Here is an 18,933-nt window from a genome sequence, read left to right as displayed (position 1 = left end):
ATCAACGGTACTCGCGCATACACGCGGCCTCAAACGATATTTCGTCGGCCTTTCGCTTTAGAAAAACTGAATGAATCGTTCCCGCCTGCCGCCACTCAACGCCCTGCGCGCCCTCGAAGCTGCCGCCCGCCACCTGTCGGTGAAGTCGGCCGCCGAAGAGCTGTCGGTCACGCCCGGCGCGGTGAGCCAGATGATCCGCACGCTCGAGGCGCATCTCGGCGTGCAGCTGTTCGAGCGCGTGAACCGCGGCATCCTGCTGACGGCCGCCGGCCGCGACTACCTGCCGCCCGTGCGCAACGCGTTCCGGCAGATCGCCGACGCGTCGCAGCGCGTGTCGGGCGCCGCCGACAGCGGCGTGCTGACGGTGAGCGTCACGCCGTTCTTCGCGTCCGCGTGGCTCGTCCCGCGCCTCGCGCAGTTCCGGCACGCGTGCCCGGACGTCGACCTGCAGGTCGTCACGAGCCACGCGCTCGCGGATTTCTCGCGCGACGGCGTCGATGTCGCGATCCGTCACGGCCTCGGGCGCTACATCGGGCTGTGCAGCGAGCGCCTGCTGACGGTGGAGATCGTCGCGCTCGCGTCGCCCGAACTCGTCGCGCGGCTCGGCAGGCCGGCGACGCCGGCCGACCTCGTCGGCTGGCCGCACCTGCACGACGCCGAGCGCAAGGGCTGGCACATCTGGTTCGGCGCGCAGCGGATCGACGATTTCGGGCCGCCGCGCGGCCCCGCGTTCGACGACTCGGGCCTGCTGCTGCAGGCGATCGTCGCCGGCCAGGGCGCCGGGCTGCTGCCGGCCGCGATGGTGCGCGGAGCGCTGGCGAGCGGGCGACTCGTGCAGCTTGCCGAGGTCGCCTGGCTCGACGATTTCGCGTACTACCTCGTCTATCCGCCGCATCACGCCGAGCGGCCGAAGGTCGCCGCGTTCCGCCGCTGGATTCTCGAGGCCGCGCAGGCGGACGGCGCGGCGTCGATGTCCGGCGCGGCGTAGCGTCGCGCCGCCGCGCGGCGCCGGCACCGGTCGGGCGCCGATCCGTTAACATGCAGCGCGGGCGATCCGCCCGACATCGATAACAACAAACCGACCGGGAGAGACCATGCCTGCCCTGTTCCGCCGCGCGACACGCATCGCGGCACTGTCCGCCGTCTTCCTTGTCACCTGCGCCGCGTTGCCCCACTCCGCATACGCGTACCGCGCATCGCCCGGCTACGGCAACGAAGCCGATCTCGACCGTCACGACACGTATCGCAACCGCGACGGCGAGACCGTGCACGCGCCCGCGCATTCGAAATCGGGCCGCGTGCCGGACGGGGCGAGCGCGCGCTGCCGCGACGGCACGTACAGCTTCAGCCGCCATCGACGCGGCACGTGCTCGGGGCACGGCGGCGTCGCCGCGTGGCTGTAACGCGACGCATCCGGACGGCTGCGCGGCGCCAGCGGCAGCCGGCGGCGAAGTACAATACGCGTTCGCGCCGCCGACACGCGGCGGCGCCGCCGCGCCCCGCGCGGCACGCTCCGTACCGAATCACCCGACGCCGCCACGCCCGCACGCTGCGCGGCCGTCTCAACCACTTCTGACTTTCACACCGAAATGGCCCAATACGTTTTCACGATGAACCGGGTCGGCAAAATCGTGCCGCCCAAGCGCCAGATCCTGAAGGACATCTCGCTGTCGTTCTTTCCCGGCGCGAAGATCGGCGTGCTCGGCCTGAACGGCTCGGGCAAGTCGACGCTGATCCGCATCATGGCGGGCGTCGACAAGGACATCGAGGGCGAAGCCACGCCGATGCCGAACCTGAACATCGGCTACCTGCCGCAGGAACCGCAGCTCGATCCGACGAAGACCGTGCGCGAAGCCGTCGAGGAAGGCCTCGGCGACCTGTTCCAGGCCAACAAGAAGCTGGAAGAAATCTACGCGGCCTACGCGGAACCGGACGCCGATTTCGACGCACTCGCGGCCGAGCAGGCGAAGTACGAGGCGATCCTCGCGTCGAGCGACGGCGGCAGCCCCGAGCAGCAGCTCGAAGTGGCGGCCGACGCGTTGCGCCTGCCGCCCTGGGACGCGAAGATCGAGCATCTGTCGGGCGGTGAAAAACGCCGCGTCGCGCTGTGCAAGCTGCTGCTCGAAAAACCGGACATGCTGCTGCTCGACGAACCGACCAACCACCTCGACGCCGAATCGGTCGACTGGCTCGAGCAGTTCCTGGTGCGCTTCCCCGGCACGGTCGTCGCCGTGACGCACGATCGCTACTTCCTCGACAACGCAGCCGAGTGGATTCTCGAACTCGACCGCGGCCACGGCATTCCGTGGAAGGGCAACTACAGCAGCTGGCTCGACCAGAAGGAAGAGCGCCTGAAGCAGGAAGAAGCATCGGAATCGGCACGCCAGAAGGCGATCAAGAAGGAACTGGAGTGGGTGCGCCAGAACCCGAAGGGCCGTCAGGCGAAGTCGAAGGCGCGTATCGCGCGCTTCGAGGAACTGAGCAGCCAGGAATACCAGAAGCGCAACGAAACGCAGGAAATCTTCATTCCGGCCGGCGAACGCCTCGGCAATGAAGTGATCGAGTTCAAGAACGTCAGCAAGTCGTTCGGCGACCGCCTGCTGATCGACAACCTGAGCTTCAAGATTCCGGCCGGCGCGATCGTCGGCATCATCGGCCCGAACGGCGCCGGCAAGTCGACGCTGTTCAAGATGCTCACGGGCAAGGAACAGCCGGATTCGGGTGAAGTCGTGATGGGCCCGACGGTGAAGCTCGCGTACGTCGACCAGAGCCGCGACGCGCTCGACGGCTCGAAGACGGTGTTCGAGGAAATCTCGGGCGGCGCCGACGTGCTGACGGTCGGCAAGTACGAAACGCCGTCGCGGGCGTACATCGGCCGCTTCAACTTCAAGGGCGGCGACCAGCAGAAGATCGTCGGCAACCTGTCCGGCGGTGAACGCGGCCGTCTGCACCTCGCGAAGACGCTGATCTCGGGCGGCAACGTGCTGCTGCTCGACGAACCGTCGAACGATCTCGACGTCGAAACGCTGCGCGCGCTGGAAGACGCGCTGCTCGAATTCGCGGGCTCGGTGATGGTGATCTCGCACGATCGCTGGTTCCTCGACCGGATCGCGACGCACATCCTCGCGTTCGAAGGCGATTCGCAGGTCACGTTCTTCGACGGCAACTACCAGGAGTACGAAGCCGACAAGCGTGCGCGCCTCGGCGAGGAAGCCGCGAAGCCGAAGCGTCTGCGCTACAAGCCGATCAGCCGCTGACCGGCACGCCGGCCTGGGCATCCGGCACCGCGGCAACGCGGGGCCGAATGCCCGAGGCGGCCGCCTCCGGATCGGCAGAACGAAAAAGCGGGCCCGTGGCCCGCTTTTTTTATCGCCGCGCGGTCGCCCGCTGTCGCTTACGCGAGCGCGCCCAGTTCGCGCAACCGTGCCTCGGTCGCCGCCGCGCTCGTGTGATGAATGCCGTGCCAGCCGAGCGCCGTCGCGGCCTGCGCATTCTTCGCGTTGTCGTCGATGAACACGAGCTCGTGCGGCGCGATACCCGGCAGGTGCGGCACGATCCGCGCATGCATCTCGCGATAGATCGCCGGATCGGGTTTCACGAGCTTCACGCGGCCCGACACGACGATGTCCCTGAATCGCCGCAGCACCGGGAAGTTGTCCCACGCGTACGGAAACGTCTGCGCGGACCAGTTCGTCAGGCCGAACAGCGGCATCCCCTGCGCGTCCAGCCGGTCGACGAGCGCGGCGCCCTCTTCCAGCACGCCGCGGATCATCTCGTGCCAGCGCGCATAGAACGCGCGGATCAGCGCCTCGTGCTCCGGAAACTTCGCGACGAGCTCGGCCGTGCCTTCCTCGATCGTCTGCCCGCCGTCCTGGCGGATCACCCAGTCCATCGCGCACACGTGCGTGAGAAACCAGCGACGCTCGGTTTCGTCTGGAATCAGCTCACGGTAAAGGTACTCGGGGCTCCAGTCGATCAGCACGCCGCCGAAATCGAACACCACGGCCTTGATCGTCATGCAAACTCCGCAGCAAGGACTTCCGCGAGCGGACGCGGCGTCACCGCGTTGCCCGACAGCGAGTTGTTGTTCCAGATGAAGTGGTGGTGCGCGACGATCTGCGCGGCCGACAGGTGCGCACGCTCGTTCGTCGTGTGCAGGTCGGACACGACGGTCGTCCGGTAGCCGAGCAGCGCGGCGCGGCGCGCGGCCGAATCGACGCAGAACTCCGTCGCATAACCGCAGATCAGCACCGAACGGATGCCGTGCCGATCGAGCTGCGCCGCGAGCAGCGTGTCGTGGAACGAATCGCTCACCTGCTTGCGCACGCGCCAGTCGTCGCCGCCGACGACCAGCCCCGCATGCAGCTCCCAGCCCGGCGTGCCGGGCACGATGTCGTCGTCCGCATCGCCGTCGTGCTGCACGAAACAGACGGGCGCGTTGGCCGCGCGCGCGGCCGCCGTCAACCGGTTGATGCCCGACACGACCTCGTCGAGCCGGTAGGCAGGCCGCGCCCGCTCCACCAGCCCGCGCTGCATGTCGATCACGATCACTGCGGTGTCCGTCATTGCTTGCCCTCGGTTCTGTCGTTCGGCTTATGTCGGCTGATGGTCCGGCCGTTGCCGCCGGCGGCGTCAGATCGGCTGCGTGCGCGCGTCGAGCCACGCTTTCGCATCGCCGCTCACGTGCCTGCCGACGCGCTCGCGCACCGTCGCGTGATACGTGTTCAGCCATGCGCGCTCCTCGTCGTGCAGCATCTCGATCAGCACGCAGCGCGTGTCGATCGGGCACAGCGTCAGCGTCTCGAACGCGAGAAAATCGCCGAACTCCGTCTTTCCGGCCGCGCGGTTCACGACCAGGTTCTCGATCCGGATGCCCCACTGGCCCGGACGGTATACGCCAGGCTCGATCGACGTGATCATGCCTTCTTCCATCGCCGTGTACGGCTCGGCCGGCGCGTAGTGCGAGATGACCTGCGGGCCTTCGTGCACGTTCAGGAAATAGCCGACGCCATGCCCGGTGCCGTGGCCGTAATCGAGCCCGGCCGCCCACATCGGCGCGCGCGCGATCGCGTCGAGCATCGGCGAGCGGATGCCGCGCGGGAAGCGTGCGCGCGACAGCGCCATCATCGATTTCAGCACGATCGTGAAATCGCGCCGCTGCAGGTCGCTGACGGTGCCGACCGGCACGACGCGCGTGATGTCGGTCGTGCCTGTCATGTACTGGCCGCCCGAATCGATCAGCAGCAGGCCGTCGCCGGCGATCGTCGCGTGCGACTCGCGGGTCGCGTGGTAGTGCGGCATCGCGCCGTTCGCGTTGAAGCCCGCGATCGTCGCGAAGCTCGCCGACACGTAGCCGGGGCGCCGTGCGCGTGCGGCCGTGAGCTTCTCCTCGATCGTCAGCTCGGTAATCGTCTCGCGGTTCACGGCCTGCTCGAACCATGCGAAGAATTCCGCGAGCGCGGCGCCGTCGTGTTCCATCGTCACGCGCACGTGTTCGATCTCGGCGGACGTCTTGCGCGACTTCGCGAACGTCGACGGATTCACCGCCTCGACGAGCTTCACGCCGGCCGGCACGGCCTCGAGCGTGCCGAACGTCACGCGGCGCGGGTCGATCAGCAGCGTCGCGCCGGCGGGCAGCGCCGCGAGCGACGCGCGCGCGTCGCCGTACGCACGGACGTCGACGCCGTCCCGCGCGAGCGACTCGGCCAGCGCCGGCGACACCTTGCCGTCGGCGATGAACAGCGTCGCACGATCGGCGCCGATCATTGCGTGCGCAACGAACACGGGATTGAAGTTGACGTCGGCGCCGCGCAGGTTGAACAGCCAGGCGAGATCGTCGAGCGTCGACACGAAATGCCACTGCGCGCCCTGCGCGTGCATCGCGCGGCGCACCTCGGCCAGCTTGCTCGCGCGCGTCGTGTCGGCCTGCGGCGCCGTGTGCTCGAACACAGCGTCGCCGGGCAACCCCGGCCGCTCCGGCCAGATCGCGTCGAGCAGGTCGAGATCGGTGCGCAGCGCGATGCCGCGCGCGCTCAGCGCGGCCGTCAGCCCGCGCGCCGCCGCGACGCCGAGCACCGCGCCGTCGACGCCGACCGTCGCGCCGGCCGGCACGTTCTGCGCCAGCCAGTCGACATGCGGCGCGCTCTGCTGGCCGCCCGTCATCTTCATCAGCTGCACGCCCGTGCCGGCCAGCTCGGCGTCGGCCTGCACCCAGTAGCGGCTGTCGACCCACAGCCCCGCGAAATCCGCGGTCACGACCAGCGTGCCGACCGAGCCCGTGAAGCCGGACAGCCAGCGGCGCGCCTGCCAGCGCTCGGGCAGATACTCGGACAGATGGGGATCGGCGGACGGCACGAGATAGGCGGCCAGGTCCTCGCGGGCCATGGCACCGCGCAACAGCGCAAGGCGGGCCGGCACCGGCGAGACTTCGGGAAGACGGGCATTCATGATTTCACCTGAGAGCATTCAGCGACGGGCCGACAGCGCGACCGTCACGGCTACGGCAAGGAACGCGACGCCGGTGCAGACCGGCCATTCGAGCGTCTCGCCATCGTAAAACAGTCCCGAGAGATTGCCGGCCATGCGGGCGGCGGCCGCACCGACGATGCCGGCGAGCACCGCGATCCACCACGCCGGCCGACTCGTGCGCCGCATCGGATGCAGCCAGCGGCCGAACAGCCCGACGGCCGCTCCCAGGACAATGATTCCAAACCAGTTCATTCGACGCCTTCTATAAATTCAGATTCGTCCCATAGGCGTGAACGTTACCAGCGGCTAGCATCGATTCATCCATCGAACCCGAGACCAGCCGGGTGCCGCGAACGTTCGAGTGTAGGGGCCGACTCGACGTTATGGCAAGCGCGCACCGGCTACCGTAATGAAGAAACTCTCATGCGAATCGCTCTGATCGATCCCGAGTCGCGTCGCGCCGCGCTCCTGAACCGGCTGCTCTTCGCGGGCGGTCACGTGTGCCACGCGTTTCCGTCCAGCACCGCCTTCTTCGCGTGGCTCGCGGCCGACAACACCTGCGACATGCTGATCACCGGCCACTGGGCCGGCGATCAGCCCGCCGAGGAAGTCATTCCGCGCGCGCAGACGGTCCTGCCCGGGTTGCCGGCCATCGCGGTGATGCAGTCGCCGCGCGAAAGCGAAATCGTCTCGTGCCTGCACGCGGGCGCCGACGATTGCCTCGCGCGGCCCGTGAGCGGCCCCGAGCTGCTTGCGCGCGTCAACGCACTGAGCCGGCGCGCCGGCGTACGCCGGCCGCCGACCCGCTCGCGCGAAATGTATGGGGAATATGCATTCGACGCAACGCACGACCTCGTGCGCTTCGGCAACGCAATCGTTTCACTGACGCCCAAGGAATTCCGTTTCGCCCAGCTGCTGTTCACGAACCTGTCGCGGCCCGTGTCGCGCGCCCATATCCTCGAAACCGTGTGGGGGCGCCGCCGCGACATGAAGTCGCGCACGCTCGATACGCACGCATCCCGGCTGCGCAGCAAGTTGCAATTGCTCCCGGAGCGCGGCTACCGGCTGTTGCCGCTCTACGGCTACGGCTATCAGCTCGACCGCGTGCCGATCGAACCCCCAAATTCCCGGCCCCGCCACGCTGATGCCCGGTATGCCGCGAGTGAGGAAATCGCTGAAACGCTATAATATGGGGCTAAACGATAGCCCTCGATATGCAACTCCTCACGATCGGAATCAATCACCACACTGCGCCTGTCGCCTTGCGCGAACGCGTGGCGTTTCCGCTCGAGCAGATCAAGCCGGCTCTCGTCACGTTCAAGAACGTGTTTCTCGGCCCCCAGGCACCCAATACGCCCGAAGCGGCGATCCTCTCCACCTGCAACCGCACCGAACTGTATTGCGCGACCGACGATCGCGCGGCGCGCGAAGGCGCGGTCCGCTGGCTGTCGGAGTATCACCGGATTCCGGTCGACGAGCTCGCCCCACATGTGTACGCGCTGCCGCAGTCGGAAGCGGTCCGGCATGCATTCCGCGTCGCGTCCGGCCTCGATTCGATGGTGCTCGGCGAAACCCAGATTCTGGGCCAGATGAAGGACGCAGTCCGCACCGCGACGGAAGCCGGCGCGCTCGGCACCTATCTGAACCAGCTGTTCCAGCGCACGTTCGCGGTGGCGAAGGAAGTGCGCGGCACGACCGAAATCGGCACGCAGTCGGTGTCGATGGCCGCCGCCGCGGTGCGCCTCGCGCAGCGGATCTTCGAAAAGGTGTCGGATCAGCGCGTACTGTTCATCGGTGCCGGCGAGATGATCGAGCTGTGCGCGACGCACTTCGCCGCGCAAGGCCCGCGCGAACTCGTCGTCGCGAACCGCACGGCCGAACGCGGCCAGCGGCTCGCCGAACGCTTCAACGGCCGCGCGATGCCGCTGGCCGACCTGCCGACCCGCATGCACGAATTCGACATCATCGTGTCGTGCACCGCATCGACGCTGCCGATCATCGGCCTCGGCGCGGTCGAGCGCGCGGTGAAGGCACGCCGCCACCGCCCGATCTTCATGGTCGACCTCGCGGTGCCGCGCGACATCGAGCCCGAAGTCGGCAAGCTGAAGGACGTGTTCCTCTACACCGTCGACGATCTCGGCGCGATCGTGCGCGAAGGCAACGCGTCGCGCCAAGCGGCGGTCGCGCAGGCCGAAGCGATCATCGAGACGCGCGTGCAGAATTTCATGCAATGGCTCGACACGCGCAGCGTCGTGCCGGTGATTCGTCACATGCATACGCAGGCCGACGCGCTGCGCCGCGCCGAAGTCGACAAGGCGCTGAAACTGCTCGCACGCGGCGACGATCCGGCCGCCGTACTCGAGGCGTTGTCGCAGGCGCTGACCAACAAGCTGATCCACGGCCCGACGAGCGCGCTCAACCGCGTGAACGGCGCCGATCGCGATTCGCTGATCGACCTGATGCGCGGCTTCTACCAGCACGCGCCGCGCTCGAACGACCAGTCCGGCCACTAGCGCCGCCCGGTCGCCCTGCCGCCGGCCGCGCGCCGGCCTATCCTTTCCGAATACCCCTTGCCCGGGAGCGCCGCTCCACACCATGAAAACGAGCATGCAACGCAAGCTCGACCAGCTGTCCACACGGCTGGCCGAACTGAACGACCTGCTGAGCCGCGAAAACGTCACGGCCGACCTCGACCAGTACCGCAAGCTGACGCGTGAACATGCGGAACTCGGCCCGGTCGTCGAGCAATACGCGCTGTGGCGCCAGTCGCGCAGCGACGAGAAGGCCGCGCAGGAACTGCTCGCCGACCCGTCGATGCGGGACTTCGCCGAAGACGAAATCCGCAGCGCGCGCGACGATATGGCGCGCCTCGAGACCGAGCTGCAGAAGATGCTGCTGCCGAAGGATCCGAACGACGATCGCAACATCTTCCTCGAAATCCGCGCGGGCACGGGCGGCGACGAATCGGCGCTGTTCGCGGGCGACCTGCTGCGCATGTACCTGCGCTTCGCGGAACGCCAGCGCTGGCAGGTCGAAATGATGTCGGAGAGCGCGTCGGATCTCGGCGGCTACAAGGAAGTGATCGTGCGGATCGCGGGCCAGGGCGCGTTTTCGCGCCTAAAGTTCGAATCGGGCGGCCATCGCGTGCAGCGCGTGCCGGCGACCGAGACACAGGGGCGCATCCATACGTCCGCGTGCACGGTCGCGGTGATGCCGGAAGCCGACGAGATCGGCGAAGTCGAGATCAACCCGGCCGACCTGCGGATCGACACGTTCCGCGCATCCGGCGCGGGCGGCCAGCACATCAACAAGACCGATTCGGCGGTGCGCGTCACGCACATCCCGACCGGGATCGTCGTCGAATGCCAGGACGACCGCTCGCAGCACAAGAACAAGGACCGCGCGCTGAAGGTGCTCGCCGCGCGCATCAAGGACAAGCAGTATCACGAGCAGCACGCGAAGGAAGCCGCGACGCGCAAGAGCCTGATCGGCTCCGGCGACCGTTCCGAACGGATCCGCACGTACAACTTCCCGCAAGGCCGGATGACCGACCACCGGATCAACCTGACGCTGTACCGGCTCGAGGCGATCATGGACGGCGATCTCGACGAACTGATCGGCGCGCTCGTCAGCGAGCACCAGGCCGAGCTGCTCGCGTCGCTCGGCGAAGCCGACTGAGGCCGCGATGCCCGACACCACCGCCGCCGAATTGCTGCGCGCGTCACCGCTCGACGCGGTCGACGCACGCGTGCTGCTCGCGCACGCGCTCGGCTGGACCCGCACACAGCTGATCACGCGCGGCGATGCGCCGCTCGATGCGGCCGCGGTCGAACGCTACCGCGCGCTCGAAGCGCGCCGCGTCGCCGGCGAACCCGTCGCGCAACTGGTCGGGATCCGCGAGTTCTTCGGCCGCCCGTTCGACGTGACGCCCGACGTGCTGATCCCGCGCCCCGAAACCGAACTGCTCGTCGAAGCCGCGCTCGATGCGATCGACGGGCTGCCGCATCCGGCCGTGCTCGATCTCGGCACCGGCAGTGGCGCGATTGCCGTGTCGATCGCCGCCGAGCGCCCCGATGCACGCGTGTGGGCGCTTGATCGCTCGCCGGCCGCGCTGGTCGTCGCGCAGCGCAACGCAGGCAAGCTGCTCGACGCAGGCCGCCCCGGCGGCCCGCTGCAGTGGCTGCAGAGCGACTGGTACGCGGCGCTCGATCCGGCGCTCGTGTTCGACACGATCGTCAGCAACCCGCCGTACATCGCGCAGCACGATCCGCATCTCGCGCAGGGCGACCTGCGTTTCGAGCCGCGCGGCGCACTCACCGACGACGCCGACGGCCTCAGCGCGATCCGCACGATCGTCGCGGGCGCCGGCGCCCATTTGAAACCAGGCGGCACGCTCTGGATCGAGCACGGCTACGATCATGCCGAAGCCGTCCGCGACATTCTCGCCTCGCACGGCTTCGTCGCGGTCGAATCGCTCGCCGATCTCGCCGCGATCGAACGCACGACAGGCGGCCGGCGGCCGGGCTGACGCCCGGCTCGCCCGGTTGAAATCCGCTATCATTTCGATCTAACGCCCCGCAAACGCAAGGTCAGTCATGGACACCCAACAACGTATCAAGCAAATCGTCGACGAAAACCAGGTCGTGCTCTTCATGAAGGGCAACGCGCAATTCCCGATGTGCGGCTTCTCGGGCCGCGCCGTGCAGGTGCTGAAAGCCTGCGGCGTCGACCAGTTCAAGACGGTCAACGTGCTGGAAGACGACGAAATCCGCCAGGGCATCAAGGCATTCTCGAACTGGCCGACCATTCCGCAGCTCTACGTGAAGGGCGAATTCATCGGCGGCTCGGACATCATGATGGAGATGTACCAGTCGGGCGAACTGCAGCAACTGTTCGCCGCCGCCTGACACGCGGCAGCCGCTGCCCTTTCGATGGCCTCTCCCAGCGCGCCGCCACGCCGGCTGATCGTCGCGATCACCGGCGCCACCGGCGCGATCTACGGCGTCCGGCTGCTCGATCTGCTGCGCGCCGCGGGCGGCGTCGAAACGCACCTGCTGATTTCGAACGCCGGCTGGCTCAACATCCAGCATGAACTGAAGCTGCCGAAGGCCGAGGTCGAACGCCGAGCGGACGTCGTGCACTCGGTGCGCGACGTCGGTGCGACGATCGCGTCGGGTTCGTTCGCGACCGACGGGATGGTGATCGCACCCTGTTCGATGAAGACGCTCGCGAGCGTCGCGCACGGGCTGTCCGACAACCTGATCACACGCGCGGCCGACGTCACGCTGAAGGAACGCCGCCGTCTCGTGCTGATGGTGCGCGAAACGCCGTTCAACCTCGCGCATCTGCGCAACATGACCGCCGTCACCGAGATGGGCGGCATCGTCTTTCCGCCGCTGCCCGCGTTCTACGCGATGCCGAAGACGATCGAGGAACTCGTCGACCAGACCGTCACGCGCGTCCTCGACCTGTTCGCGCTCAGCGCGCCGCAGACGACACCCTGGGCCGGCATCCGGCACGCGCAGTAAGCCCCCTTCTTCGCTCATCTTCGCCGATTTTCACGGCAATTCACTCGATTGCACGCGTACTGACGATTTCGCACACCGTCACGCATTACGTTGCGACGATTATCAACAAACAAGCGTCAATCAAATTCCGCCACGCGGATTTATCAATATGCGGTGCGCGCCTATAGTCACAGGCAAACCCTTTTTGCAGGCCACCACCATGAACCGCTTGCCTTCGCTGTACCTGTCCCACGGCGCCCCGACGCTGCCGATCGACCCGACGCTGCCGTCCGGCGCATTCACGCATCTCGGCGCCGAATTGCCGCGCCCGCGCGCGGTACTGATGCTGTCCGCGCACTGGGGCACGCAACGGCCGGTCGCGAGCGTCGCCGCGCATCCGGAAACGATTCACGATTTCTACGGTTTCCCGCAGGCGCTGTACGACATCCGCTATCCGGCGCCGGGCGCGCCCGACGTCGCCGAACGCGCGGCCACGCTGCTGAATGCGGCCGGCATCGCGACCGCGACGACCGAGCACGGCCTCGACCACGGCGCGTGGGTGCCGATGCTGCTGATGTTCCCGGAGGCGGACGTGCCGGTCGCGCAGCTGTCGATCCAGCCGCGCGCGGATGCGACGCACCACTTCGCGCTCGGCCGTGCGCTGCGGCCGCTGCGTGACGAAGGCGTGATGGTGATCGGCTCGGGCCAGATCACGCATAACCTGCGTGCGGCCGATTTCGGTGCCGCGCCCGAGGATGCGGACCCGCGCGTCGCGGAATTCACCGACTGGTTCGAGGCGAAGCTCGCCGCCCGCGATGTCGATGCGCTGCTCGACTACCGCCGGCAGGCGCCGCACGCGGTGCTGATGCATCCGACCGACGAGCATCTGCTGCCGGTCTTCACGGCGCTCGGCGCGGCGGACGACGACTACCAGCTCGGCATCCAGTCGCTCGGCACCTACCAGCGCGTGCTCGCGATGACGAACTACGTGTTCGCGAGCGCCAACGCCTGAGCCGCGACGCCATCGCCGACGCAAACAAAAAGCCCGCCCGAGCATCGCTCGGGCGGGCTTTTTCCGCTGCTTCCCGCCGCCGCCGAATCCGGCGACAGGTCATGCGTCAGGCACCGACCCCTTCGAGGATCTCGTCGTGCGACTCGCGCTCGTCGAGATACTGGGTCCGGTAACCGGTATTCACACCCCAGAAGTAGAACACCAGCGAGATCGCCGCGACGATCAGCATGTCCCAGCCGTACGGCAGGTAGCCGTGACCGCCGAATTCCTTGCTGCCGATCAGCGACAGCACGGCCATCGTCGGCAGGTACGCGACCAGCCACCAGGCAGCCTTCAGGTCGGCGCCCCAGCCGGTCCAGCCCGATTTCGCCTGGAAGTAGAAGTACACCGGCAGTGCGACGATCATCAGCAGGATGATTTCGCCCGTGAGCGGCCACTTCGCCCAATACAGGATCAGCGACGCACACACGAACGCGAACGGTGCGATCAGCTTCATCAGCGGGATCGACAGCGGGCGCTCGATGTCGGTCGCCGCGCGGCGCAGCGCCATCAGGCTGATCGGGCCGGTCAGGTACGAGATCACCGTTGCAACCGAGATCACCGCCGCGAGCGAGCTCCAGCCGCGGAAGAAGAACAGGAACACGAACGACACGAGCAGGTTGAACCACATCGCCTGGCGCGGCACACCGTAGATCGGGTGCACGTTGCCGAACATCTTCGGCATCGTGTTGTTGCGTTCCATCGCGTAGATCATCCGCGTGGTCGTCGCCATGTAGGTCGTGCCGGTGCCGCTCGGGCTGACGAACGCGTCGATGTACAGCAGGATCGCGAGCCAGTTCAGGTTCAGCGCGATCGCGAGTTCCGCGAACGGCGACGAGAAATTGAAGTGCGCCCAGCCCTGCGCGACGTCAGCCGGATTCACCGAGCCGATGTACGCCATCTGCAGCAGCACGTAGATCACGAGCGCGATCAGGATCGACGTGATCACCGCGAACGGCACGCTGCGCGACGGATTGCGCGCTTCGCCCGCCAGGTTCACCGGGCTCTGGAAACCGTTGAACGCGAACACGATGCCGCTCGTCGCGACCGCGGTCAGCACGGCCGACCAGCCATACGGTGCGAAGCTCGCATTCGACGCGGTGCCGAGGTTCTCCGAATGGAAGCTCGTCAGCATCAGGCCGAGGATCGTGGCGCCCGGGATCAGGAACTTGAAGATCGTGATCGCGGTGTTCGCCCGTGCAAAGGCCTTCACGCCCCAGTAGTTCAGCATGAAGTAGATGACGACCAGCACGGCCGACAGCAGCAGGCCGGGTGTCGTCAACTCGCCGTTCACGAACAGCGCATGCGCCCATGGATACGGCCACGTACTCATGTACTGGATCGACGCTTCGGCCTCGATCGGGATCACGGAAACGATCGCGATCCAGTTGGCCCATGCGCTGATGAAACCGACCAGCGAACCGTGCGAGTAGCGCGCGTAGCGCACCATGCCGCCCGACTCGGGGAACATCGCGCCCAGTTCGGCGTACGTCAGTGCAATCGCAAGAATCACGACCGCACCGATGATCCATGCGCAGATCGCCGCCGGACCGGCGATCTTCGCGGCTTTCCAGGCACCGAACAGCCAGCCCGAGCCGATAATCGAACCCAGCCCCGTCAGCATCAATGCAAACGGGCCGATGTTCCGTTGAATAGAACTCTTCACATCCTCTCCTGTGTCTCAAAAAGCATGGTCGGCCCGCGGTCCGGGATCGGCTCGGACAGCACCGCGCACGCATTCTTGGGGGGACGAGTCATCCGATCGGGGCAACCCGTCCGCGCGGCGCGTAGTTTAACGGTTGCACCTCGAACGTGCCGCCAAAATCGTTCGGCCCCTACAAAAAATTCGCATCGCCTGCAAGCTTTGTAAACCTGATATACGCAATAACCCTGAGAGCATGGGAATACGGTTGACCATGAGCGCGATTAGCCGTATAAAGGACTTCGCAGGATTTCAGGTGGCGAGTGAATTGGTTCTTTCGTAGTTCGCCCATCAACGGTACTCCGGTGGTCCTATTACCCCTTCCTTGATTTTCCGCACCCCATGGGCTTCGGCCCCGTTTTATCTTTTTAGGAACAAGTAACATGGCAACCGGTACCGTCAAGTGGTTCAATGACGCAAAGGGCTTCGGCTTCATCACCCCGGAAGGCGGCGGCGACGATCTGTTCGCGCACTTCTCGGAAATCCGCGTCGAAGGCTTCAAGACGCTGCAAGAAAACCAGAAGGTTGAATTCGAAGTGAAGACGGGCCCGAAGGGTCTGCAAGCTGCGAACATCCGTCCGGTCTAAGCTTGGCGCGATAATTCGTGTAAAAAAGCCCCGCTTCGGCGGGGCTTTTTGTTTTTGGGCGCCGATGCGGGATGGCAGCTACGCCCTTCCGCCTGCCGCCATTCAACCGAACAATCGCTGCGCGTGAATGCCGAGGCCCGTCGCGACGCTCGCGAGGCGGTCGCCGAATACCGGTTGCGCCTCCGGAAACGCGCCCGCGAGCGCACCCGACAGGAACGCGAGCCCGGTCGAACCGCCGGTGAAGTACAGCGCGCCGACCTCGCGCGGCGCGATGCCCGCAAGCCGCACCGTCTCGCGCGCGGCGTCGACGATGCGTGTGGTGTCGTCACGGCTCGCATCGACGAGGCGATCGGCGTCGAACGCGATCAGCAGGTCTTCTTCCACGTCGTTCAGGTCGATCATCGTCTCCCCGCCCGCCGCGACGCCGATCTTTGCCTCTTCCGCGCGCGCCATCAGCGCATGCCCGAGCCGCTGCTCGACCACGCTTGTGAGCCGGTCGTACTGCCGCACGTCCTGGTACAGGTGCTTCATCAGCTTCAGCTCGCCGAGCCGCTTCGGCGTGTAGACCGTGTTGATCAGGTGCCAGGTCGCGAGATCGAAGTAGATCTTGTTCGGCAGTTCGCGCCCTTCCGGGTCGAGCGAACGGTAGCCGAATGCGGGCAGGATCGCCGCCAGTTCGACACGCCGGTCGTAGTCGGTACCCGCGACGTGCACGCCGTGGTGCGCCAGCACGTCGTCCTTGCGCTCGAGCCGCGCCATCCGCTCGGGCCCGACGCGCACCAGCGAGAAGTCGGACGTGCCGCCGCCGATGTCCGCGACGAGCACGAGGCGCTCGGCCTGCTGGCGCGATTCGTAGTCGAACGCGGCGGCAATCGGTTCGTACTGGAAGTGAACGTCCGCGAAACCGACCGATTGCGCGGCCGCCGCGAGCTGATCCTGCGCGAGACGGTCGGCGCGCGGATCGTCGTCGACGAAGAACACGGGCCGGCCGAGCACCGCGCGGCCGATCGGCGCGCCCGCGCGCGCTTCGGCCTTGCGTTTCAGGTGGGTCAGGAAGCGCGCGATGATTTCGGTGTACGCGATCGCGCTGCCGTCGCCGAGATCGGTCGTCGTCTCCGCGAGCGGCGAGCCGAGGATGCTCTTCATCGAGCGCATCAGCCGGCCGTCGAAACCGTCGATATAGGAAGCCAGCGCCGCACGGCCGTATTCGACCGTTTCCTCGTCGTTGTTGAAGAAGATCGCCGTGGGCAGCGTCAGGTGGTCGCCCTCGACGGGCGCGAGGCGCATGCCGTCGCCGTCGGGCAGCGCCACGGCGGAATTGGACGTGCCGAAATCGATCGCGCAGTAAGTCATGGGAAATTGCCGCAGCAGGGCCGGCGCGAAAACGGAAAGGACGGGCTTTTTAACATGAAGCCCGCTGGATCACAACCGGGGCGGGCCACCGGTGCCGCGCGGCGGGCGCGGCAGGCGACGGCGCGCGCCGCGGCGCGCCAGGGACACACACGGGCGGGATGCAGGACGCAGCCCGCCGCCTGCGGGGTCAGGCTGCCGCGTCGAAGCCCTTCTTCCACGCGCCCGCATAGACGACTTCGCCGATCGCATGGCGCGTACGCGGCGCCTTTTCGCGATCGCGCAGCACCGGATCGAGCTTGTCGACGTTGCCGTAGTGGCCGAGCGAGATGATCGACAGGATCGCGACGTCGGCCGGAATCGCGAACGCGTCGCGAAACGCCTTCGTATCGAAACCGCTCATCTGGTGGGCCGCGAGGCCGAGCGCATGCGCCTGCAGCACCAGCGACATCGCGGCGGCGCCCGCGTCGTACGACGCGGTCGGTGCCGGCTCGCCCTTCGGCGTCAACGTGTGCGCGGTCACCGCGATCAGCACGGGCGCCGGCGCATTCCAGCCCTGGTTGAACGGCACCAGCGTCGCGAACGCGCGCTTGAATGCGTCTTCGTCATGCGCGCGATCGAATACGATGAAACGCCACGGCTGGGCGTTGTACGCGGACGGCGCCCAGCGCGCCGCTTCGAGCACGGCGTGCAGATCGCCGGCGCTGACGGGCTCGTCCGAATAGGCACGCGGGCTCCAGCGGCCTGCGATCAGATCGTGAATCGAAACAGTGGTGGGAGCAGGTTTGACGGACATGCGGTTCCTCGCTGACATCGATGAAGGGGCGCGAACGCCCGGCGAACCGCAAGCATACCCGCTTGAGCGGCGGTGCGCCCGCTCCCGCCGCGCTATGCAAATCTCCGTGCGTGCATTGGCCGGCCGCAGGCTGCGCGGCCGGCCGCGTTCACCGCGATCAGGCTGCCTGCGCGGCCGCGCGCGACGGGCCGCGGTTGATCCGCAGCACGATCAGCGCGCCGGCGATGCACAGCCCGCCCGAGATCATCGAAGCGACCGTGTAGGTACCGAGGCTCGCGCGCAGCAGCCCGGCCCCGAGCGCCGCGAATGCCGCGCCGAGCTGGTGGCCGGCGACGATCCAGCCGAACACGACCGGCGCCGCGGCCTTGCCGAACACATCGGTCGCGAGCCGCACGGTCGGCGGCACGGTCGCGATCCAGTCGAGCCCGTAGAACATCGCGAACAGCGGCAGCCCGAAGAAATCGATCCCGAACGCATGCGGCAGATAGATCAGCGACAGCCCGCGCAGCCCGTAGTACCAGAACAACAGCACGCGGTTGTCGTAACGGTCGGACAGCCAGCCCGACAGCGTCGTGCCGAACAGGTCGAACACCCCCATCGCCGCAAGCAGCGATGCGCCCTGCACTTCGGTCATCCCGTAGTCGCTGCACATCGCGATCAGGTGCGTGCCGACGTAGCCGTTGGTGCTCGCGCCGCAGATGAAGAAGCTGAAGAACAGCAGCCAGAAGTCGCGCGAACGGCTCGCCATCAGCAACGTGCCGAACGCGACCGCGAGCGGGTTCTCCTTCGTCGCGTCGGGCGCGGGCGGCGCGTCGGCCGGCTCGCCGTACGGGCGCAGCTTCACGTCGGCCGGCCGCTCGGGCAACAGGAACGCCACCAGCGGAATCACGATCGCCGCCGCCACCGCGACGACCAGCACGACCGGCCGCCAGCCGTGGCGCTGCGCGATCGCCGCGAGCATCGGCAGGAACACGAGCTGGCCGGTGGCCGTGCTCGCGGTCAGGATCCCCATCACGAGGCCGCGCCGTGCATGGAACCAGCGCGTGACGAAGGTCGCGGACAGCGTCAGCGCGACGACGCCCGTCGAGCAGCCGACCATCAGCCCCCAGATCACCACCATCTGCCAGCTCTGCGTCATCATCGACGACAGCGCGACGCCCGCGCTCATCGTCACCAGCGCGGTGAGGATCGTCGGGCGCAGCCCGAAGCGCTGCATCGCGGCGGCCGCGAACGGGCCCGTCAGGCCGTACAGCGCGATGTTCACCGAGATCGCCAGCGAAATCGCCGCCCGGCTCCAGCCGAGCTCGCGCTCGAGCGGCACCATCAGCACGCTCGGCGTCGCACGCGTGCCGGCTGCCGCCAGCAGGATCAGGAATACCACCGCCGCCGCGAGCCATCCGTAGTGGAAGCGCCCGCTGATTCGTGTCACTGCCCAGTTCATCTTCGCGTTCTCCAGTTGGCGGCTCCGGCGC

At 67.3% G+C, this 18,933-nt stretch carries 19 protein-coding genes; 11 read left to right on the top strand and 8 right to left on the bottom strand.

Annotated features, from left to right (window positions below):
* The first annotated feature begins 70 nt into the window (after window positions 1–70).
* The 3 genes from gcvA to ettA all read left to right on the top strand — a co-directional run bounded on the left by gcvA (window position 71) and on the right by ettA (window position 3,257).
* Entirely contained in the window at window positions 71–988 is a 918-nt protein-coding gene (gcvA, locus tag WJ12_RS02220) for a transcriptional regulator GcvA (protein WP_059557512.1), read from the top strand.
* 106 nt (window positions 989–1,094) lie between these two features.
* Complete coding sequence (locus tag WJ12_RS02215) at window positions 1,095–1,403, top strand: DUF3761 domain-containing protein (RefSeq protein ID WP_059557514.1); 309 nt, start codon at window positions 1,095–1,097, stop codon at window positions 1,401–1,403.
* 186 nt (window positions 1,404–1,589) lie between these two features.
* Window positions 1,590–3,257 carry an energy-dependent translational throttle protein EttA gene (gene ettA, locus WJ12_RS02210; protein ID WP_006494122.1) on the top strand — a complete coding sequence of 556 codons (1,668 nt, stop codon included), beginning with the start codon at window positions 1,590–1,592 and terminating at the stop codon, window positions 3,255–3,257.
* A 137-nt stretch (window positions 3,258–3,394) separates the two neighbouring features.
* On the opposite strand, the gene WJ12_RS02205 is transcribed toward ettA, so the two are convergent.
* From WJ12_RS02205 to WJ12_RS02190, 4 genes are all read right to left on the bottom strand, one after another.
* A complete protein-coding gene (locus tag WJ12_RS02205) occupies window positions 3,395–4,018 on the bottom strand; it encodes an HAD family hydrolase (RefSeq protein WP_049028997.1) in 624 nt (207 codons plus the stop codon).
* Window positions 4,015–4,566 (bottom strand): cysteine hydrolase family protein, encoded by a 552-nt coding sequence (locus tag WJ12_RS02200; RefSeq protein ID WP_059557516.1) that lies wholly within the window; start codon window positions 4,564–4,566, stop codon window positions 4,015–4,017. The genes WJ12_RS02205 and WJ12_RS02200 overlap by 4 nt, the downstream gene beginning before the upstream one ends.
* A 66-nt stretch (window positions 4,567–4,632) precedes the next feature.
* Complete coding sequence (locus tag WJ12_RS02195) at window positions 4,633–6,447, bottom strand: aminopeptidase P family protein (RefSeq protein ID WP_034187496.1); 1,815 nt, start codon at window positions 6,445–6,447, stop codon at window positions 4,633–4,635.
* Between the two features lie 18 nt (window positions 6,448–6,465).
* Window positions 6,466–6,720, bottom strand: coding sequence for a DUF1129 domain-containing protein (locus tag WJ12_RS02190; protein ID WP_034187497.1), 255 nt, complete (start codon window positions 6,718–6,720; stop codon window positions 6,466–6,468).
* 171 nt (window positions 6,721–6,891) lie between these two features.
* On the opposite strand from WJ12_RS02190, the gene WJ12_RS02185 reads away from it, so the two are divergent.
* The 7 genes from WJ12_RS02185 to WJ12_RS02155 all read left to right on the top strand — a co-directional run bounded on the left by WJ12_RS02185 (window position 6,892) and on the right by WJ12_RS02155 (window position 12,987).
* Window positions 6,892–7,656, top strand: coding sequence for a response regulator transcription factor (locus WJ12_RS02185; protein ID WP_034187498.1), 765 nt, complete (start codon window positions 6,892–6,894; stop codon window positions 7,654–7,656).
* Between the two features lie 26 nt (window positions 7,657–7,682).
* A complete protein-coding gene (gene hemA / locus WJ12_RS02180) occupies window positions 7,683–8,981 on the top strand; it encodes a glutamyl-tRNA reductase (RefSeq protein ID WP_059557517.1) in 1,299 nt (432 codons plus the stop codon).
* A gap of 82 nt (window positions 8,982–9,063) precedes the next feature.
* Entirely contained in the window at window positions 9,064–10,146 is a 1,083-nt protein-coding gene (prfA, locus tag WJ12_RS02175) for a peptide chain release factor 1 (protein WP_034187499.1), read from the top strand.
* Between the two features lie 7 nt (window positions 10,147–10,153).
* Window positions 10,154–10,996, top strand: coding sequence for a peptide chain release factor N(5)-glutamine methyltransferase (prmC, locus tag WJ12_RS02170; RefSeq protein ID WP_059557519.1), 843 nt, complete (start codon window positions 10,154–10,156; stop codon window positions 10,994–10,996).
* 67 nt (window positions 10,997–11,063) lie between these two features.
* Window positions 11,064–11,375, top strand: a complete 312-nt coding sequence (gene grxD, locus WJ12_RS02165; RefSeq protein WP_006477066.1) for a Grx4 family monothiol glutaredoxin — start codon at window positions 11,064–11,066, stop codon at window positions 11,373–11,375.
* A gap of 24 nt (window positions 11,376–11,399) precedes the next feature.
* On the top strand, window positions 11,400–11,996 hold the full coding sequence (locus WJ12_RS02160) for a UbiX family flavin prenyltransferase (RefSeq protein ID WP_034187501.1): 597 nt from the start codon (window positions 11,400–11,402) through the stop codon (window positions 11,994–11,996).
* Between the two features lie 199 nt (window positions 11,997–12,195).
* Window positions 12,196–12,987, top strand: coding sequence for a DODA-type extradiol aromatic ring-opening family dioxygenase (locus WJ12_RS02155; protein ID WP_059557520.1), 792 nt, complete (start codon window positions 12,196–12,198; stop codon window positions 12,985–12,987).
* Window positions 12,988–13,093: 106 nt separating this feature from the next.
* Here WJ12_RS02155 and WJ12_RS02150 read toward each other — a convergent pair whose 3' ends face one another.
* On the bottom strand, window positions 13,094–14,692 hold the full coding sequence (locus tag WJ12_RS02150; protein WP_034187503.1) for an APC family permease: 1,599 nt from the start codon (window positions 14,690–14,692) through the stop codon (window positions 13,094–13,096).
* Window positions 14,693–15,111: 419 nt separating this feature from the next.
* Between WJ12_RS02150 and WJ12_RS02145 the strand changes: the two genes are divergently transcribed.
* Window positions 15,112–15,315 carry a cold-shock protein gene (locus WJ12_RS02145; protein ID WP_006477070.1) on the top strand — a complete coding sequence of 68 codons (204 nt, stop codon included), beginning with the start codon at window positions 15,112–15,114 and terminating at the stop codon, window positions 15,313–15,315.
* Window positions 15,316–15,417: 102 nt separating this feature from the next.
* Here the strand turns inward: WJ12_RS02145 and WJ12_RS02140 are convergent, their stop codons facing one another.
* The 3 genes from WJ12_RS02140 to WJ12_RS02130 all read right to left on the bottom strand — a co-directional run bounded on the left by WJ12_RS02140 (window position 15,418) and on the right by WJ12_RS02130 (window position 18,902).
* Window positions 15,418–16,668 (bottom strand): Hsp70 family protein, encoded by a 1,251-nt coding sequence (locus WJ12_RS02140; protein ID WP_034187504.1) that lies wholly within the window; start codon window positions 16,666–16,668, stop codon window positions 15,418–15,420.
* Between the two features lie 187 nt (window positions 16,669–16,855).
* On the bottom strand, window positions 16,856–17,461 hold the full coding sequence (locus tag WJ12_RS02135; protein WP_034187505.1) for a nitroreductase family protein: 606 nt from the start codon (window positions 17,459–17,461) through the stop codon (window positions 16,856–16,858).
* Between the two features lie 157 nt (window positions 17,462–17,618).
* Complete coding sequence (locus WJ12_RS02130) at window positions 17,619–18,902, bottom strand: MFS transporter (protein WP_059557542.1); 1,284 nt, start codon at window positions 18,900–18,902, stop codon at window positions 17,619–17,621.
* Window positions 18,903–18,933: the final 31 nt, after the last annotated feature.

The sequence above is a fragment of the Burkholderia seminalis genome, from assembly GCF_001718535.1.
GTDB classification, from domain to species: Bacteria; Pseudomonadota; Gammaproteobacteria; order Burkholderiales; family Burkholderiaceae; genus Burkholderia; species Burkholderia seminalis.
Note: the sequence above shows the minus strand (reverse complement) of the source record. Positions and strands in the feature narration are given on the sequence as shown.

What these genes read in the sequence shown, in the direction of transcription:
- gcvA (WP_059557512.1), top strand. Translation starts at nt 71, where the DNA reads ATGAATCGTTCCCGCCTGCCGCCACTCAACGCCCTGCGCGCCCTCGAA.
- WJ12_RS02215 (WP_059557514.1), top strand. Translation starts at nt 1,095, where the DNA reads ATGCCTGCCCTGTTCCGCCGCGCGACACGCATCGCGGCACTGTCCGCC.
- ettA (WP_006494122.1), top strand. Translation starts at nt 1,590, where the DNA reads ATGGCCCAATACGTTTTCACGATGAACCGGGTCGGCAAAATCGTGCCG.
- WJ12_RS02205 (WP_049028997.1), bottom strand. Translation starts at nt 4,018, where the DNA reads ATGACGATCAAGGCCGTGGTGTTCGATTTCGGCGGCGTGCTGATCGAC.
- WJ12_RS02200 (WP_059557516.1), bottom strand. Translation starts at nt 4,566, where the DNA reads ATGACGGACACCGCAGTGATCGTGATCGACATGCAGCGCGGGCTGGTG.
- WJ12_RS02195 (WP_034187496.1), bottom strand. Translation starts at nt 6,447, where the DNA reads ATGAATGCCCGTCTTCCCGAAGTCTCGCCGGTGCCGGCCCGCCTTGCG.
- WJ12_RS02190 (WP_034187497.1), bottom strand. Translation starts at nt 6,720, where the DNA reads ATGAACTGGTTTGGAATCATTGTCCTGGGAGCGGCCGTCGGGCTGTTC.
- WJ12_RS02185 (WP_034187498.1), top strand. Translation starts at nt 6,892, where the DNA reads ATGCGAATCGCTCTGATCGATCCCGAGTCGCGTCGCGCCGCGCTCCTG.
- hemA (WP_059557517.1), top strand. Translation starts at nt 7,683, where the DNA reads ATGCAACTCCTCACGATCGGAATCAATCACCACACTGCGCCTGTCGCC.
- prfA (WP_034187499.1), top strand. Translation starts at nt 9,064, where the DNA reads ATGAAAACGAGCATGCAACGCAAGCTCGACCAGCTGTCCACACGGCTG.
- prmC (WP_059557519.1), top strand. Translation starts at nt 10,154, where the DNA reads ATGCCCGACACCACCGCCGCCGAATTGCTGCGCGCGTCACCGCTCGAC.
- grxD (WP_006477066.1), top strand. Translation starts at nt 11,064, where the DNA reads ATGGACACCCAACAACGTATCAAGCAAATCGTCGACGAAAACCAGGTC.
- WJ12_RS02160 (WP_034187501.1), top strand. Translation starts at nt 11,400, where the DNA reads ATGGCCTCTCCCAGCGCGCCGCCACGCCGGCTGATCGTCGCGATCACC.
- WJ12_RS02155 (WP_059557520.1), top strand. Translation starts at nt 12,196, where the DNA reads ATGAACCGCTTGCCTTCGCTGTACCTGTCCCACGGCGCCCCGACGCTG.
- WJ12_RS02145 (WP_006477070.1), top strand. Translation starts at nt 15,112, where the DNA reads ATGGCAACCGGTACCGTCAAGTGGTTCAATGACGCAAAGGGCTTCGGC.
- WJ12_RS02140 (WP_034187504.1), bottom strand. Translation starts at nt 16,668, where the DNA reads ATGACTTACTGCGCGATCGATTTCGGCACGTCCAATTCCGCCGTGGCG.
- WJ12_RS02135 (WP_034187505.1), bottom strand. Translation starts at nt 17,461, where the DNA reads ATGTCCGTCAAACCTGCTCCCACCACTGTTTCGATTCACGATCTGATC.
- WJ12_RS02130 (WP_059557542.1), bottom strand. Translation starts at nt 18,902, where the DNA reads ATGAACTGGGCAGTGACACGAATCAGCGGGCGCTTCCACTACGGATGG.